We start from the raw sequence: 18934 nt of genomic DNA on the forward strand, positions 1-18934 counted from the left end.
TCGGCGTTGTTGCTACCGGCTCCGATGCTGGTGTATTGGTTGGCGCTGGTGTCGGTGTCGGCGTTGTTGCTACCGGCTCCGATGCTGGTGTACTGGTTGGTGCTGGTGTCGGTTTAGGTACTTCAGATGCTGGTATAGATGCGTTTCCTGTTGAAGGTATAGCTCCTGGCGTTGTACCAACAGTAGTCAAGATCGGTTTCACCATTGAAGCAGGAGGCGAATATATGCCTGTTTTAATGGTCGTTGGGTCTGACTTGGATTTAGAAATATTATCTGTTGCTGTATTCAATTGTCCATAGACCGCTTCTACATATTTGTCATACGCGTTTTTGCTAATTTCCATTTTCATCTGATGCACTTTGGAAGTCAGAGTCATTTTATCTTCGTTAGAATCTATTTGAAATCCTTTGTTAAACAAACTCTTCATAGTTTCATCCATATTTTCTTTCGTAAGCGCTATCCCATTTTGAGCACCAAGTTGATAAAATCCATTGTCTGTTAGGGTTTCTTGTACTTGCTTATGAATCTCTTCTTTACGTTTCTGTTGACTGTCAAAAAGTTCATCTAACTCTTTATCTCTTGTTTCCTTTTTTTGCAGTTCTTTTTTGTATTCTTGGTTACTCTCTAATTTTTGTTCAGCCGGTGTTTTATCTGTACGTTTATTATCAGTTGGTGTAGCAGGATTAGCAGTTGCTGCATTTTTCCCATTATTCATTGTAAACGTATTAGAATCACCAGAGGTTGGGGAGTAGTATGAATTCTGGCTAGCCGTCGAAGAGTAACTCGCATTAGGTGTAATATTCATAAGGCAGTCTCCTTCATAATATAGATAGTTAATGTCTAACAAATAGCAATAAATTGATTTCCATCAAAGAAACATAATAGTAATATTTATCCAAATTAGTATAGTAATAATTTACTGTTTAACAACTTAGTTAGCAAGGGTAATTCGAACTATAATTTTTAAAAATTACCATAAAATGTAATCACATTTTGTCGAAAATATGTACTTCTACAAAAAAAACTCTTATTCGACATTTCTATCGCATAAGAGTAAATAGAGATATTTATTTTACTATCCCACCAGTCAAAATAGATCCGATTGCATTTCCATTATTTGATGATGTATTTCCAGATGATGAGCTGTTACTTCCAGATGATCCGCTTGTAGAAGTTGTAGAATCACCCGCATGGTTAGTACTGGATGAATTTGATGTTCCTGTAGTAGAACTATTATTATTGCTACCTGTTGTAGATGTAGTCTGTGTTGTTGCTGGTGTAGAAGAAGATTCTGATGTCGATGAACTACTATTGGTTGTTGTGGTTGGAGTTGGTTGAGAAGCTGATGATTCTGACTGTGTTGAAGGTGTAGTCGTCGGTTGAGAAGCTGATGATTCTGGCTGTGTTGAAGGTGTAGTCGTCGGTTGAGATGAAGGTGTAGAACTTACTGGTTCTGATTGCGGTGTAGCTGATGGTGCAGGTTGCTGTGTTGTCGAGGATGGCGATGATGTAGTAGTGTTTCCTGCGATTACATTTCCAGAAGCAGCAGGAGTAGATGATTCTTCTGTATCTGTATACTCTTCCGCAATTTCTTTACCGTATACAGTTTTGACATACTGATCATATGACTCTTTACTGATTTCTAATTTGAGCTGATGTAGCTTAGAACTAATCGTTAATTTCTGCTCATCGGTATCAATTTTGAATCCTTTAGCAACCAAGTTTTTGACAGTATCCTCATAATTGTCTTTGTTCAATGCTAGCTGATTATCGATCCCAATCTGCGCAATCCCTTGATTGGCTAACATCTCATAAGCAATTTTGTCGATCTCTTCTTTGTGCTTTTGTTGCTCTTCAAAAAATTGGTCAGCTTCTTTCTTTTTCAATTCTTTTTGCTGATCTTCTTTTTTGTATTGCTTAGCTTCTTCTAATTTCTGTTCCTGTGGACTTTTTTCATTTGTCGATATTGTTGCTGTTCTAGTATCACGATCTTGAGTAGATGATGGATCTGTAGGTGTGCTTTTGTTAATCGTGTCATTGCTAGCTGATGAATGGTAGCCCAGATTACTTGTTCCGGCATAGCTTGCAGATGAAGAAATATTCATACCCTTTACTCCTTTTCTGAAATAAATACCCTTTTTTAGTAAGTTAGTTAGCTTTAATAATAGTTCAAATTTACTATTAAATTCAAAAATCATCAAGGGTATTAAGACCTAAAAGAAATAAAAAAAGATACTTCCACAAAGGAAAGTATCTTTTGAAAATTTAGATTTACTTAAAGTTACGTTGTAAAATATTGAGTCTGCGTTTTGCCTAGCCAATGTTCTATACGAAGCAATACTTGCTGCATTTCTAGTGGTTTACTCATATAATCCGAAGCTCCTGCTTGAATCGCTTTCTCGCGGTCTTCTTTCATCGCTTTGGCCGTCAATACAATAATCGGAACTTGAGCATATCCATACAGATTACGAATCGTACGCATCGTTTCATATCCGTCTAATTGTGGCATCATAATATCCATCAGAATAAGATCAATATCCTGTGTCATATGCAAAATTTCCAGAGCATCCCGTCCATTTTGCGAAATAAGAATATTTACACTATGACGCTCTAGCAGACTGGTTAACGCATATACATTCCGAATATCATCATCTACAATTAGAATTTTTTTGCCATCCAGACCTTCATATTGTTCTTCTGTCATGACTTGTTGCCCTACCTCTATTACCTGTTCGTTGCTAACTGCACCAATACGATCAATCTCTGAATATGAAGCTGTTATACGTGAAGATTGAATCGATGTGTTAGTATTCGTCTCCAACTCGGTATCTATAGAAGTGAGTTGCTCTTTGTCAAAAAAGACCGTATGACTGATTGGTTGTTGTACTGTAAATAGTTCACTTTCATCATTGGGATCGGATTCCAGACAAGGAATATAGAATGTAAAAGTACTGCCTTCGCCTACTTTACTTTCTAGTGTGATTTCTCCACCTAACAAATGAGCAAGTTGGGAAGAAATTGATAATCCAAGCCCTGTACCACCGTATTTGCGAGCGGTTGCTCCATCTGCCTGACGGAATGCTTCAAAGATCAAACGACTATTTTCAGGTGAGATTCCTATACCTGTATCACGAACAGTAAAAGCAATCATCGGCTGATCGGATTGATACTCTTGTGTCTGCACACGATCCAACTTCTCTATCGTTAATGTGACACCGCCGACTTCTGTAAATTTGAACGCATTCGATAATAAGTTACGTAACACTTGCTGTAGACGCATATCATCGGAATAAATCAGATCAGGCACATTTTCTTTGACCTCAATATTGAAATAAAGATCACGTAATGCTGCACCTTCTTTGAAATAACGTTCCATTTGTTCAGGAATCGCTTGTGTACTGACCGGATCAATCTCAATATGCATTTTCCCTGCTTCTACTTTGGATAGATCCAAAATATCATTGATCAGATTCAATAAGTCTTTACCAGAATGATGGATAATAGAAGCATACTCTTGCTCTTTTTCCGTTAACGTATTTGCGCTATTTTCTGATAAAATTTGTGAAAGTATCAACATACTATTAAGTGGCGTACGTAATTCATGAGACATATTTGCCAAAAATTCGGATTTGTAACGTGAACTCACTTGTAGCTGTTGTGCATATTTATCGAGTTCAATCGCTGTACTTTCGGCAGCCATTTTACCTTGTTCCAGACGTTCATTCAGCATTTGCAATTCTTCTGTCTGCATATGCAGTTCATCTGCTTGTGTCTGAAGTTCTTCCGATTGAACTTGTAATTCTTCAGATTGAACCTGTAGTTCATAATTCATATTCTGAGAATCACGATACATTTGCTCGATCTTTTTACGAATCAATAATGAGTTCATCGTAACTGCGAAAATATTTAATAAATGTTCAAATAAATCGGATTGTTCTAGTGTCATCGGTTCGATAAAAGCAATTTCGACTACAGCTAATACTTTATTTTCAAACATGATCGGAGCCGCTACTAATGCTTTGGCTTCTGCACTACCCAATCCTGAAGTAATCTGCACATAACCTTTAGGAAGCGGGCTGTATGTTAACATTCTTTTTTCAACAATACATTGACCTGCTAATCCTTCGCCTTCGGTAATATAAGCTGCACCTAATTCAATATCTTTGTTATGGGCGGCAAACGAAGCAGATTTGATCCAGCCTTCTTCTTCATTTTCGCTATCATAATAGACAACACCATAGGAAGCCGAGAACCATTTATTCATTTTCGTTAACAACGCTGAAGATAGTGTCTCTATACGATCAGATTCTTGAAAACGGGTCGAAGCAATCGCAATCTGGTCTTTGATCCAGTTCTCGTGCTGTACATGATCTAACAATTGGTTAGTCGCTGTACCCAGCTCTGCAATCTCATCACGCGTACGAATAGTGATCCGTTTGTTGAGATCGCCACCTTCTCCAATATCGTGAATCGTCTCGGTAACATCGCGCAATGTTCGTACAATCTGGCGAGCAATCACCCATGCTGTAATAAGCGATACAATCGCAACCGCAATCCACAACGTCACCATCGCTATAAATAGACGCTCATTACTAGCAGCAATACTTTCAATACGTGCATCGGTTAACGCTTTTTCTGTTACGCGAAAAGCTTCTAGTTCACTACGCAAACGATCAATCTGTTGCTTACCCGGATCGACTTTGAAAAATTGAGTAATCCCTGCTTCATCGTTACTGCGTCGCATCGATAGAACCGGATCACCCGCATCTTGAATCCATTTTTCTATGCCTGTCTTGATCGTACCCAAATTGCTACGTTGCAATTCGTTATCTTCAACCAGAGTCACTAATTTGTTATAATCAGCTTCCCATTGCAGAACTCCATTGTTATAAGGAACCAGATAACTATCATCGCCGGTCAAAGCAAATCCTCGTTGTCCTGTTTCCATATCAAGTACATGCTTTTCGATCAGATTGGTTAGATTATGAACTTCCAGATCATGATCGTTAATATATCTATTTTCTTGTTCTAATTGATTCACACGTCCAGACATCATCAGTAACACAACGCCTACGCATAAAATAATGACTACATACCCAGAAATAATTTTGGTGCGAATACTCCAATTTGCACGCTTGGGCAATCATAAAACCTCCAATATCTACTCCATATTCCGTAATTTCATCGGTACTTGCTTCATTATTTTACTGCAAACTTTAATGAAAAGGAATCTATTTCTTGCATATGCAATTATTTTTTATTATTTGCTTTCATAATTAGATCAAAGACCGTACATTCATTTTGGAACGATACTCCTGCGGGGTAATTCCTTCAAGCTCACGGAACACTTTGGAAAAGTGTCGACTGCTCTCAAATCCTACTTGTTGACTGATTTCAGTTAATCGACCAGAGCTTTCTGTTAGCAATAATTTGGCTTTGGCAATCCGTACTTTTTTGAGATATATGACAAAGCTTTCTCCGGTATAGGATTTGAAAGCTTCGCTAAAATACGAGTAATTTAAAGAAACATGATTGCTTACTATCGCCATATTTAGCGGACGATCATAATGAGCATGAATAAATTGAACCGCTTCTTTCAGATGTTGAGGTTCTGTATGAATTAGACGTAGCTGCCGAATATAATCATCCAGACAGATCAGTACATTTTCGAGATCACGGAAATAGTCTTGAAAATAACGATAATGATTGAGATTGCCTACACGTCGATACAGACGTAACACTTCTACTGAAGCTTCGCCATAATGTCGGAAAATCTCATCCAATACCTGTTCATTGATACATCGAGCAACTTGCTCAATATAAGCGATAGGCAAATATATTAATTCATGAATCCGAAAAATCTCATACAATCGCTGTTCAATCTCTGGATCACGATCACTTCCTAATGTATTGCCTAGCAATCGAATTTCTTCTTCTGGGATACTCCATGTAGTATAGGTCTGTTCAACAACCCGATAATGAATAAGATGAATACCGGGGTGAAGAAATCCATAATGAAGTGCCTGACAAGCTTCTTGATAATGCTCGGGAATACTTTGAAATAGATTGCCCTGTTCACTGATCCCAATCAGAAGCCCTTCTACTTCTCGCTGTGCCGCTATCTCTGCCAGTTGTTCCAAATGATATAATTCAGTAGCTGGTATAATCCAGACCAATCGATCTTCTTTATCATACAATTGAGCAGTATACTGAACCGCTAGACTCGCACATAAGCGCTTAATTAGTACAGTCAGCTCTTGCCGATCAATCAATATCCCTTCTTTATTTTTATACTGAAATACACAGATCGCATAATGTTCTGGCAATTCTAGAAAATCCAGTTGTTCTGACAATACTGTTAGATCTAATGAGTCTGCATACAGTAGATTTTGTAATTGCTCCTGATCTTTTTGCAATCGATATTGTTCGACTTCAGCAAGACTATGAGAAATAAGATCACGCTTTTGCAATTCTTCATCCAAACGGCGCAAAGCATCAAATAAATCTTCACGTCGAATCGGCTTGAGCAAGTACTCACTCACTTGATAACGAATCGCTGCTTTGGCATATTCAAAATCATCATATCCACTTAAAACGATGACATAAGGTTGTACTGTTAACGTCTTTAGACCACGCAGTTGTTCTAAAAACTGCACACCATCCATGATCGGCATCCTTATATCAGTAATTACTATATCAATATCGGTATTCATTATCTGCTCTAATGCTTCTTGTCCATGACGTGCATGGATACAGGTATAATATGCCGGAAATTCCCGTTCAATCATTACTTGTAATCCTTGTCTGATATTGCGTTCATCGTCTACAATCAAGATTTGAGTCATCTGATCATTCTCCTCCTGTCAGCAGTACTTTGGGAAATCGTAAAGTGACTATTGTTCCTTCTCCTAAAGTACTTGTAATATGTAGCCCGTAATCTTCTCCATAAAATAAAGCAAGTCGTCTCTGTACATTGCGTAGACCGATTCCACCTTTACGTGACTGTTGCTCCTCTGATGCATGTACAGGATAGCTGTTGCTGATATGAGCATGGTGAGGTTCATCTGGAATATGAATCCACTGTTGTAGCGCTTCTAATTGCGACGGACTCATTCCGCTCCCATTGTCTTGAACGGTTACAGTAATCACCCGATCCGGTTCAGCAATAACCTGAATCATTAAGCAACGATCTACATATTCATCTTCATTCCATGCATGTTTAAACGCATTTTCGACTAGCGGTTGTAAAGACATTTTTAATATTTCGAGTTCTAGCAATTGCGCTGGAATATCAATCTGGAGTTTAACTGGCTCTTCAAAACGAATATTCATTACATCAATATAGTTATGAATATGACGTATTTCTTCACTCAATTTCACATATTCACCCGACCATTTGAAATTGTAACGCATCATTCCGCCAAGTGATGTTAACGCATCCGAGATTTGGCGTTGATCTTCGATTTCGGCTAACATTTTGATATTTTCTAGCGTGTTATATAGAAAATGAGCATCAATCTGACTGTATAACGTACGCAGTTCAGCTTCTTTCATTAAGGCTTGTTTGCTGACCGCTTGGGCTATTAATTCATTGATCGTAAGGGTCATACGATTAAAATGATACGCCAGTTCTCCAATCTCTCCGCCACCATCTACTTGGACACCATGATGAAGTTCACCACGACGTACTTTTTTCATCGCGGCTGTTAATCGGCGTAGATTTTTGAGAATAATCGTATTGGCAAAATACGTAATCAGAGATACCAGCAAAATAAAGCCGATATTTAACAGCACAATCCCATTACGAGCACGTCGGGTATCTTGTAGTACTTTTTCTAATGACACAATATGAACCAGTTGAGCACCTAATCGATCTACCCGAGTAGATGTAGCTAAATAAGCAATACCTTGATCGGTATACCGGATAGAAGATATGTTTGAGTCTGTTGTATCATTGTCTATCGACTGATGTTCTGCTTGATAAGAAGCATCACTGGTATCTGCTTGATTTTCTTTCAACCATTGTTGTAAAGGAGCTGCGTACGCTTTATCTTGCGCAGCAGGAATATACCCGCCCCCTGCGTCCAGCAATAACATTTGCGATTCATCTTCTTGCAATTCGCCATACGTACGCGGAGCAAAATTAGCTAACAACATATCGACTTGTACAATGCCCGCATGATGTCCTTTCGGTAACTGAATTTCACGCAACAACGATATTTTAGGCGGGTCGAGTTCAGGTACGATAGTGCGATCATAAGATCGTGACAAATCTTGCTCTTGCACATACCATCCTTCTCGATCCCCCAACATACGGGCAAGCTTGTACCAGGGCTGATTCCATACTCGCTTTTCTTGAAAAACAATAGGCCAGATTTCATACGTATACTCACTAGCACTATATAAACGAAGATGTAGAATAGTCGGATTGTTAATCTCAATTTGTGCCAGATTGGTATAAAAGCTATTATTGAACTCTATTAATTCTGACGTAGGCGCACTTTCATTATCAGCCAGATACTGGATCACTTCTTTGTCTGATAAAGATAGCTGAGCAGCACGTTCCATCGTTTCAATCTGTGTCAACAATACTTGTTTTTCATTTTGTAGCGCATCTATACTTTTCAGTCGCGTATCTTCAATATAAGTTTCATTGACTTGATTATAAAAGTATAATGACACCGCTGTAGTCGGTAACAAAATCACAATAATATATGTGCCGATTAATCGACTTTGTAAAGAAAGAGTGTTCAGCCAATGTAGAAAAGGCTGTATGATTTGACGAAACGTCATCTATTCCTCCCTATCCAGTAACCACAATAATGATAACAATTTATAAATGTAAGCGGTTAAACTATGTATTCTATTGTAACTCAATTAACTGGAAAATTGTGTACAAAAAGGGACTTTTACAGAATAGGCTTCTGCTCAAGTCCCTTTTTATCTTATTTTATTTCATTTGGATAACTTTATTATTGTTTACTGCGCTTCTAATTTGGCTTTATTTTTCTCATATTCGGTTTGTTGATACGCTTGTACTTTAGCTAAGCCATCGGCTTCACGTTTGCTCAAGTATTCGTTAAAGATCTGGTCAAATTCACTATCAGAAGAAGCTAACAATAACTTAGGTAATGTTTTACCCCATAGTTGTGAGATTTTGGTGTTGATAATTCCTTCTGGTGAATTACCTGTTGGATTCAATTGATCAAATTCAGAGGAACTGACTGTTTTTCCTTTAGTCCAGTCTTCCATTTGTTTGAAAGGATCTACACTTTCCGGTTTCCATTGATCTGTAATATTGGTGTTCATTTGCATCCAGTATTTATGAGAAGCTCCATACTTGGTATCAAATTCTGAACGATCGGTATTCAGTGATTTGAGCACTTCAGGTTTAAATTGATCTTTGCCATCGACAGTATCATATGTGACTCCTTTTTCACCTAAATACAAATCTTTTTGTCCTTCTTCACTGATCAGGTATTCAAGGAAACGAATCGCACGCGCTTTATCTTTTACATTTTTGGAGATAAGGGTTACTGTCCATCCTGAGATAACAGGCCCTGATAAAACCGGTTGATCTAATTTGGAATTAGAAGGTCCATCGACTGCGATATAGACTGAATTTGGATCTTTAGCATATAAAGCATTTTGTTGGGTATTAAAATCGCTACGTTGATACAACATTGCAAAGTAACGTCCTTGTGCTATTTTTTCTTCCATTTGAGAACGCTTGTCGATAAAGATATCTTTGGATAATAATCCATTTTGATTCGCTTGACGGAATGTTTTGAGCCAGCGTAAATATTCTGGATCGGTGGTGCGGTCATACAACTTACCGTCTTTTTCCATCGGGATCGCTAAGAAATTTTGCAAATATCCTTCTAACGAGTAATTGCCGTTCTCTGTAAATTCATGCAATCCTAGTGGAATTAAAGGTTGTCCGTTCACTTCAGGGAATTTCTCTTTCGCCATATTGAGCGCTTTCAAAAATCCTTCCGGTGTACGCATATCTGGTTTGCCTAATGCTTCATACATATCTTTGCGTACAACAAATACCTGATTAGACAAGTAATTTTTGCCGTATTTTGCAAAATCCGCAGGAGAAGAAGAGGCATTCGGATACCCGTAGACATTGCCATCAGGCTGAGTATACCATGCTAATTTGGCTGGATCGGTCACTTTGTAGAAATAAGGATCATATTGATCTGCTAATTCATTCAGTGGCAACACCAATTTACCTTCGATCATTTTTTTAACTGCATCTTCGCCCCAAGATAGTGTGATAAAGTCAGGCAATTTACCAGAAGCAATCATCGTATTCAGCTTTTCATTTTCATTACCGGCAGGCACGATAAAGTTCAAGCTAACTCCTGTTTTCTTGGTTACATATTGGCTCGTAGGATCGGTTCCCCAATCACTTCCTGTGTACCAGGAGAAGTTCATATACCAGTCAAATGTAATTGGCGATGTATCTACTTTCCAACCCGGTTCATTAGCTGAAGCGGCTTTGACCGGTGTATTGTTTTGTTCTGATGCACTTTTACTTCCTCCACCAAAGTAAGAACAAGCTGTCGTGAACATCATCAAGCTAGCTAGCGTTAACATCAATGCAGGTTTGTGCCATTTGCGATGATTTATTTTTCGTTTCATCAGATCAATACCCCTTTTCTTTTTTTAAAATGTAGAATTTACAGTCAATATAGTGAATAAAAAATAGTCATTGGGCTGTTGAGCTTTTTCTATTTGATCCAAGTGACTTTAGCCTTTGATCGAACCTATCATCATGCCTTTCACAAAGTATTTTTGTAAAAATGGATAAACGAATACAATTGGCATCGTAGTCACCACCATCGTAGCTAGCTTGATCGACTGCGATGTCACTGAACGGGTAATTCCTCCCGGTACAGCAGCAAGCATCTGGTTCGAGCTAGATTCAGCCACGACCCGGTACAGATAAGTCTGAATTGGTTGTAGACTGGTATCATTCATATAGATCATCCCTGTAAAATAATCATTCCACTGGAATACTCCATGAAATAGAGCAATCGTCGCGATAACAGGCATCGAAACTGGCAATACGACCCGTAGAAAAATCGACCAATCATTCGCACCATCAATCCGCGCCGCTTCTTCGAGTCCTTCCGGTATTTCGCGGAAAAAGGTCATAAAGATAATAAGATCGAAAAAGCTAAACATCGCTGGAATAATATATACCAGAAAATTATCTAACAACTGTAAATCTTTCATTAACAAAAAGGTAGGAATCAATCCGCCGCTGAAAAATAACGTAATTGTTCCGATCCAGATATAAATTTTGCCTCCGATCAATCCTTTTCGAGATAAAGCGTATGCCACCATTGCTGTGAAAAATACATGAATCGCAGTACCGATCAACGTTTTGGCTACAGTAATCCACATCGCTTGCATAATACCCGGACTCTGGAATACCGCTTTGAAGCTTTCCAGACTGAATATTCGCGGCCACCAGTAAATACCACCACGCATCGCATCGGTTCCTTCATTCAGTGCGTTCACAAGCACATACCAGATCGGATACAGCGTAATAAAACAAATCAAGATCATCAATACAGTATTCAACGTATCAAAAATCGCTTCACCACGCGTTTTACGATCTGCTTTTATACTAATCATCGTCATTCTCCTTTATCATTAGAGTGAGGGGTCTTTCAGGCACACTTTTCTTTTAAAAAATTTTAGAGATTAAAGATTAGAGATTAAAGATTAGAGATTAAGAGATTAAGTGCTTTAAAGAATAAGTGCTTTATTAGGCGTAACTTTTGGATTGATTTTAGATGGATCGCTGTGGGGCTGGTGTTGTTCTTGTCGTCGCTGGTGAAGAAAAATGCCTAGAATAACTGCTCAAGCAGTTGGCATTTTTCTTCAAAGGCGAACGCTTCGCTCTTTCAGAACTACACCCTCCCCTCCGCTCTGTGCTTGGTGGATTCATTTGTTTTTTTTAGGAAAAGATTAAGTTCTTGGTTTAAGTACAGGGATTTAAGTATAGAGAATTAAATACAAAAATTTAAAGGCTATGGATCAAATTCTGTAAGTCCAATTTGGTAGATCAAATTCGGTAGGTCAAGAGATTATGCTTCTTGCAAGAGCTTAGTTGGGGAGTTAGCAACTCAAAAACTTATACCTAAAGTATTGAAGGCAGTTAAAGCAGTTAAAGCAGTTAAAGCAGTTAAACTAACTAATCTTTCCTGCTCCTCCCCCACTCAGGGTAGCTTTAGCGGCGAGAATAGGGTGTTCTGAAAGAGCTACAAGCTTTCTTGGAAAGCTACTTCGGAAGCGTAAACTATAGCTCGCCTTTGTAAATGGATAGCTACCGCAAAGCGGTTAAATCAAGCTATCCATTTACAACAAGCGACGACAAGAACACCCTATTCTCAAAGCGGCTAACGCTCACCCTCCTCCCCCTTTTTAAAAGAGTGAAGTGTTATTCAGTTTCTTCGTCACCTGATTAGCAATCACAAGTAAAATCAAAGCAATAATCGATTTGATAAGACCGATAGCGGTTGAGTAGGAGAAACGTCCAGACAGCAGACCGGTTTGATAGACATAGATATCGATTACGTTACTTGCGCTTTCGTTGAGCGAGTTCCGTAAGACGAGAATTTGGTCAAAGTTAGAGTTCAATACACCGCTGACTGCGAGGATAAATAGAATCGCAATCGTAGCTTGGATACCGGGCAAAGTGATGTACCACATTTTTTGAAAACGTCCTGCGCCATCGATCGTTGCCGCTTCATACATTTCGGGAGATACCCCTGCCATCGCAGCCAGATAAATAATCGCTGACCAACCTAATTCTTTCCAAATATCCGAGGTGATCACAATCGTCCAGAAATATTGCGGTTCGGCTAAGTAAGAGATCGGTTCTTTGATCAAATGTAGAGCCATTAGAACATTGTTGATAATACCAACATCGGCTAGCCATGTAGTCAAAATACCGCCAAGAATAACCCACGATAGAAAATGCGGTAGATACGAGATGGTTTGCACTGCTTTTTTAAAGCGTACCGACCGTAATTCATTGAGGAAAAGAGCAAAAATAATCGGCAATGGAAACCCGATAAATAGCTTGATCAAGCTGATTCCCAGTGTATTACGGATCACATCTGGCAGATTTTCATCATCCATAAATGCTTTGAAATGTTCCCATCCCACCCAGGGGGCATCGGCAATACTTTCAACGATATTAAATTCTTTGAACGCAATAATAATGCCGTACATCGGAATATAGTTAAAAATTAACATCCAGACGACACCGAGTAATGCCATCACCTGCAAATGCCGCTGTGTATACAATCGGCGAAACCAGCGTTTGGTCGGTGAAGTGGTAATTTTATCTTTGGTTTTTCGTGTAGCTTTAGATTCTCTTTTCATATCGGTGTCCATAAATAATTCCTCCTTTACGTTCTCTATCGATGTCTGTATTGCTGTCGGCTTCTTTGCTCCATATATGCCACAACCAATATCCATCTTCTTTCCTTTTATGTAAGCGATTACATTTAATGGATTAATTATAGCGTGCTGATGTTAGATCGGTAATGCTTCATTTTTCGTATTGGGTGTACCATTTTTCGGGTAGACAAAATAAAACCGCCAGAACATAGTGTTCTGACGGTTTTGTTAGAGTTATTTTGTTACTAATAAAGTATTTTACTTGGATACAATCACAATCTAATGTAGATACTAGGTGATTGAAATGTCTTTTTTATACAGAAGATGTACCTTTGTTTTTGTTATAGATATCAAATGCTACCGCAAGTAGTAATACCAGACCTTTGATCCCTTGTTGCCAGTCGATACCTAGACCGACTAGAGACATACCATTATTCAGTACACCCATAACCAGACCACCGATAATCGCTCCGAATACCGTTCCGATACCGCCTGAAGCCGACGCACCACCGATAAAACAGGCTGCAATCGCATCTAGCTCAAAGTTCGTTCCTGCTCTTGGTGTAGCTGCATTTAGACGAGCAGCGAAGATCAATCCAGACACTGCTGCAAGTACGCCCATATTTACAAATACCCAGAATGTTACTTTTTTCGTTTTAACACCGGATAATCCTGCTGCTTTTTCATTACCACCGATTGCATACACATGACGGCCCATCACTGTTTTGTTCATTACGAACGAGTAGATAATAATTAGCAAGAACAACAATACTAGAATCGTTGGAATCCCTGCATAACTAGCTAATACAATAGTGAAAGCATTGATAACAGCAACTACCAGAATCATTTTCACAAAAAAGATCGCTTGTGATCCAGTATCAAAGTTATATTTACGTTGTGCTGCACGATTACGCAGTTCAGTTACAATGTAGAGAATCGATAAAGCGATCCCGGCAAGTACAGCTACAATATTCGTAGCCATATTTGAAAAGTCAGGGATAAAGCCTGAACTGATCTTCTGGAAACCATTCGGGAAAGGAGAGATAGATTGCCCTTCCAAAACGATCATGGTCAATCCGCGGAATAACAACATGCCGGCAAGGGTTACGATAAAGGCGGGTATTCGCACATAAGCTACCCAGAATCCTTGCCAAGCGCCGATCAAGCCACCGATTACGATTGATAACACAACCGCTAAGATCGGATTCATTTGCCATTGCACCATAAAGATTGCAGATACCGCGCCGACAAAAGCTGCGATCGAACCGACCGACAAATCGATATGTCCGGTAATAATAACAAGTACCATCCCGATTGCCAGTACCAGTATGTAACTATTTTGCAAGATCAGGTTGGTAATATTGATCGGTTTGAGTAGCAAACCTCCTGTTAAAACTTCGAATAGTAACATAATAAATAGTAATGCGATAATCATGCCGTACTGACGAATATTTCCTTTAAACATTTTGCCAAGTGTCGATTCTTTTTTTGCCTCTGGCTTGGTTAATGTAGACATACGTTATGCTAACCCCTTTCGTTTGTTAAATAGATTGAACTGTAAAATATAAAATTAACAATAGAATTAAATAATCCATGTTCAGTAATGTGTTTAAGAAGAACTGCGTGTCATATACGTCATTAATTTCTCCTGAGTCGCTTCTTCGCGGCTTACTTCGCCTGTAATCCGTCCTGCATTCATTACATAAATGCGATCACAGATACCTAGAATTTCTGGCAACTCTGATGAAATCACAAGCACCGTTTTGCCTTCGTCTGCAAGGCGATTAATAATCGTATAAATTTCGTATTTGGCGCCTACATCAATACCGCGTGTAGGTTCATCCAGAATTAGAATATCTGGCCCGGAAAAGATCCATTTTCCAAGTACTACTTTTTGTTGATTCCCACCGCTAAGATTGCCTGTTTTTTGCAAAATATTCGGTGTTTTGATTTTCATTTGTGTGCGCATATCTTCAGCAACCATGACTTCTTCTTGCTCATTCACTACAGTATTTTTGGTGATTTTGCCAAGTCCGGTTAATGAAATATTGCGCTTGATATCATCCATTAGAATAAGGCCGTAGTTTTTGCGATCTTCAGTCACATAAGCGAATCCATTATCGATTGCCTGGGTAACGGTATTGTTGGTGATTGGCTTGCCGTTTTTGATCAATGTACCATTTATTTTTTTGCCATATGATTTACCGAAAATACTCATGACCAGCTCGGTGCGACCTGATCCCATCAATCCAGCAATCCCTACAATCTCACCACGCCGTAGATTCAAGTTGGCATTATGAATCATCTGGCGGTCGGCATGTTGCTCATGGAATACATTCCAGTCTTTCACTTCAAGCACCACTTCACCGATCTTCGATTCATGGTGTGGATAACGATTGGTCAGATCGCGTCCTACCATTCCACTAATGATCCGATCTTCGGTAATCTCGTCTTTGTGCATATCCAGTGTCTCGATTGTCTGTCCGTCTCGCAAAATAGTCACCGAATCAGCTACTTTAGAAATTTCGTTGAGCTTATGCGAGATCAGAATACAAGAGATTCCTTGACGTTTAAATTCAAGCATCAGTTGTAGCAAGTTCTCACTATCGTTTTCATTAAGAGCTGCTGTCGGTTCATCCAAAATGAGCAATTTTACTTCTTTTGACAATGCTTTGGCGATCTCAACCAATTGCTGTTTACCAACTCCGATATTGGTAATCAATGTATTAGGTGATTCGTTCAAGCCTACTTTGGTCAGCAATTCTTGTGTGCGTTGGAGCGTTTCATTCCAGTCGATAATGCCACCTTTTTTACGTTCGTTACCGAGAAAAATATTTTCAGCAATCGACAGATAAGGAATCAAAGCCAATTCTTGGTGGATAATCACGATACCTAGTTCTTCACTTTGCTTGATATCGCGAAACTCACAGGTTTTGCCTTGAAAAATAATATCGCCTTCGTATGTTCCATATCCGTACACGCCGCTGAGTACTTTCATTAATGTAGATTTACCAGCGCCATTTTCGCCACACAGTGCATGGATCTCACCTTGTTTGACTTGCAGATTTACATTTTCCAATGCTTTGACACCGGGGAATGTTTTGGTGATATTTTTCATTTCTAAAATGATGTTGTTGGGCATGGTGGTGCTCCTTTCATAGTGGTGGGAGTGGAAAAAATACTAGCTAAGTGGGAAGGTGTGCGGGTGAATAGGAGAACGCTACGGGAGAGGAATCTTCTTGCAGTCGCGGTAAGGATGGAATCCTTACAAGGTGACTTTCAGAATGATTCCTTTCCCTTCGCTCCGTTGGGACGCACACTTTCCTTTTAAAAGATGGGAAAGATTTAGGGATGATAAGATTACATTTTAGAGATTTAGAGATTTAACAGTTAGAGATGAAGATCATGTTTTTTCCACTTTGGAGTGGGTTAGGCAGTTTTTTAAGGGCTGAGAATTAGTTTGTTTTGAGATTAGAGATTGGTGGATTGGATTGAAGCATGTAATGGGTATACAAGTTTCGCTTCACAATCTTTGTTATTAAAAAATGTAATTTTTTAAGGACTAGAATTTTGTAAAGTGAGGTCTTTATTAGTTACCTTTCACTTCTGCTTCGGTATAGTATCCGCTGTCGATGATGATTTTTTGGACGTTGGATTTGTCTACTGAGATTGGGTCTAGCAGGTATGCTGGAACGACCATGATGTTATTGTTGTATGATTTGGTGTCGTTGACTTCAGCTTTTTTACCTTGCAAGATGCTGTCTACCATGTCGGCTGTTTTTTCAGCAAGTTGGCGTGTATCTTTGAAAATCGTTTGTGTTTGTTCACCCGCCACGATCGATTTAATTGATGCTAATTCGCCATCTTGTCCAGTGATAACAGGTAGCGGTTTCTCTGCTGATCCGTAACCTACACCTTTCAGTGATGAAATGATCCCGATACTGATACCATCGTAAGGAGAAAGCACAGCATCTAGATTGGCATCGGCATAGTAAGCGCTGACTAGATTATCCATACGAGATTGGGCTAACGCACCATCCCAACGCAGTGTCGAAATCTGCGCCATTGTCTTCTGATTACTACGAACGACTAATTTGCCTGAATCGATATACGGTTGCAACACAGACATAGCTCCGTTAAAGAAGAAGTAGGCATTATTATCATCCGGTGAACCACCGAATAGCTCGATATTGAAAGGCCCTTTGCCTTTTTTGAGTCCTAATTTGTCTTCAATGTACGATGCTTGTAGCACCCCGACTTTGAAATTATCGAAAGTCGCGTAGTAACTTAAGTATCCTGTATTCATAATCAGTCGATCATAAGCGATGACTTGAATACCTTGTGCATGTGCTTTGCTGATTACATCGGTCAGTGTATTGCCATCTACTGAAGCGATGACAATCACATCGACTTGCTTAGTGATCATATTTTCAATTTGTGAAATTTGATTCTCAACTACATCTTCTGCATATTGCAGATCGGTTTTGTATCCTTTGGATTGGAAAAGCTTCACCATGTTGCTACCATCTGCTACCCAACGTGCCGATGATTTGGTAGGCATCGAGATGCCGATATATCCCTTTTCCTTACTTCCTGCACTGCTCTCCGCAAGATTACAGGCAGATAAGGTAAACATCATGAGGATGATCAAGGTTAATAACGATCCTCTTTTCATCAGTTATTCTCCTTTCGAGTAGGTGTTCAGTGAACGTCTTTTATTTTGGTAACGCTTTCTTTTATGTATAATAACATGGTAAAGATTGGGAGTCTTTTTGATAAACCGACCTTTTTTATAAAAATCGGACATAGTTTGGTGGGGAAGGTGAAATGAGGGGCTTCGCTACGGGGAGCGAATCTTCTTGCAGTCGCGGTAAGGATGGAATCCTTACAAGGCGACTTTCAGAATGATTCTCTCCCCTCCGCTTGATGCACCTGCATTGCATTGGGTGGAATGTGGCAGGGGAAGATTTATGGAATTGAAATCTTAATTAATTTTAGAAGTTTATAACATAGTACTTATAGTTCATCTTAATGGACATTTTATATTCAAAAAGCGTATCAAAAGTTTACATTGTATTCAGCAATTTTCATTTCAAATAGTATTAATGAAAGGAGTATCTTAGAAAGGATGTATTTTGATGAATATACAAGAAGCTTTTAATCAATTATTAGCAAATCGTATGGATTACATAGGAGAACATATTTTATCTGAAATGGAGGATTTTCAGAGATTGAATGATGAATGCAGTGGGTTGGTCGCTATTCTGAATGCTGAGATGTCGGAAGAAATGAAACGATTATGGTTAGAGTATGAAGATAAGGTGATGTTGATTCAGGGGTTGGCTGAATCAACGATGTATGAGCAAGGGGTTAAAGATGGTGTAGAGTTAAAAAAGATATTAGATACTTCTAACTAAAAAATTTTATTTAACCAATACTGTTATTTAAAGCTATAAATAAGTATTATAGCTTCAAATAACTTAAAATACTGAACCCTAAAACTAAA

General features: G+C 38.9%; 11 protein-coding genes and 1 pseudogene. 1 reads left to right on the forward strand and 11 read right to left on the reverse strand.

What is annotated here, in order from left to right:
- From ACFSGI_RS16710 to chvE, 11 genes and pseudogenes are all read right to left on the reverse strand, one after another.
- A pseudogene (locus tag ACFSGI_RS16710) lies at nucleotides 1-805 on the reverse strand (hypothetical protein); the annotation flags it as partial.
- A gap of 262 nt (nucleotides 806-1067) precedes the next feature.
- Nucleotides 1068-2105 carry a hypothetical protein gene (locus ACFSGI_RS16715; protein ID WP_204825328.1) on the reverse strand — a complete coding sequence of 346 codons (1038 nt, stop codon included), beginning with the start codon at nucleotides 2103-2105 and terminating at the stop codon, nucleotides 1068-1070.
- A gap of 176 nt (nucleotides 2106-2281) precedes the next feature.
- Nucleotides 2282-5143 (reverse strand): CHASE3 domain-containing protein, encoded by a 2862-nt coding sequence (locus ACFSGI_RS16720; protein ID WP_204825329.1) that lies wholly within the window; start codon nucleotides 5141-5143, stop codon nucleotides 2282-2284.
- A 133-nt stretch (nucleotides 5144-5276) separates the two neighbouring features.
- Nucleotides 5277-6845 carry a response regulator gene (locus tag ACFSGI_RS16725; RefSeq protein WP_204825330.1) on the reverse strand — a complete coding sequence of 523 codons (1569 nt, stop codon included), beginning with the start codon at nucleotides 6843-6845 and terminating at the stop codon, nucleotides 5277-5279.
- Nucleotides 6846-6849: 4 nt separating this feature from the next.
- Nucleotides 6850-8793 carry a sensor histidine kinase gene (locus ACFSGI_RS16730; protein WP_204825331.1) on the reverse strand — a complete coding sequence of 648 codons (1944 nt, stop codon included), beginning with the start codon at nucleotides 8791-8793 and terminating at the stop codon, nucleotides 6850-6852.
- Between the two features lie 186 nt (nucleotides 8794-8979).
- Complete coding sequence (locus ACFSGI_RS16735) at nucleotides 8980-10650, reverse strand: extracellular solute-binding protein (RefSeq protein WP_204825332.1); 1671 nt, start codon at nucleotides 10648-10650, stop codon at nucleotides 8980-8982.
- A 108-nt stretch (nucleotides 10651-10758) separates the two neighbouring features.
- Entirely contained in the window at nucleotides 10759-11652 is an 894-nt protein-coding gene (locus ACFSGI_RS16740) for a carbohydrate ABC transporter permease (protein WP_204825333.1), read from the reverse strand.
- 792 nt (nucleotides 11653-12444) lie between these two features.
- Nucleotides 12445-13422 carry an ABC transporter permease gene (locus ACFSGI_RS16745; protein ID WP_204825334.1) on the reverse strand — a complete coding sequence of 326 codons (978 nt, stop codon included), beginning with the start codon at nucleotides 13420-13422 and terminating at the stop codon, nucleotides 12445-12447.
- Between the two features lie 319 nt (nucleotides 13423-13741).
- Nucleotides 13742-14944 carry a multiple monosaccharide ABC transporter permease gene (gene mmsB / locus ACFSGI_RS16750; protein ID WP_204825335.1) on the reverse strand — a complete coding sequence of 401 codons (1203 nt, stop codon included), beginning with the start codon at nucleotides 14942-14944 and terminating at the stop codon, nucleotides 13742-13744.
- Nucleotides 14945-15037: 93 nt separating this feature from the next.
- The gene (mmsA, locus tag ACFSGI_RS16755; RefSeq protein WP_204825336.1) at nucleotides 15038-16570 is read right to left on the reverse strand and encodes a multiple monosaccharide ABC transporter ATP-binding protein; all 1533 of its coding nucleotides are present in this window, start codon (nucleotides 16568-16570) and stop codon (nucleotides 15038-15040) included.
- Nucleotides 16571-17017: 447 nt separating this feature from the next.
- Entirely contained in the window at nucleotides 17018-18103 is a 1086-nt protein-coding gene (chvE, locus tag ACFSGI_RS16760; RefSeq protein WP_204825337.1) for a multiple monosaccharide ABC transporter substrate-binding protein, read from the reverse strand.
- A gap of 463 nt (nucleotides 18104-18566) precedes the next feature.
- Here chvE and ACFSGI_RS16765 point away from each other — a divergent pair, with 463 nt between their 5' ends.
- A complete protein-coding gene (locus ACFSGI_RS16765; RefSeq protein ID WP_204825338.1) occupies nucleotides 18567-18845 on the forward strand; it encodes a hypothetical protein in 279 nt (92 codons plus the stop codon).
- The last annotated feature ends 89 nt before the right edge of the window (nucleotides 18846-18934 follow it).

The sequence above is a fragment of the Paenibacillus nicotianae genome (genome assembly GCF_042681745.1).
GTDB classification, from domain to species: Bacteria; Bacillota; Bacilli; order Paenibacillales; family Paenibacillaceae; genus Saccharibacillus; species Saccharibacillus nicotianae.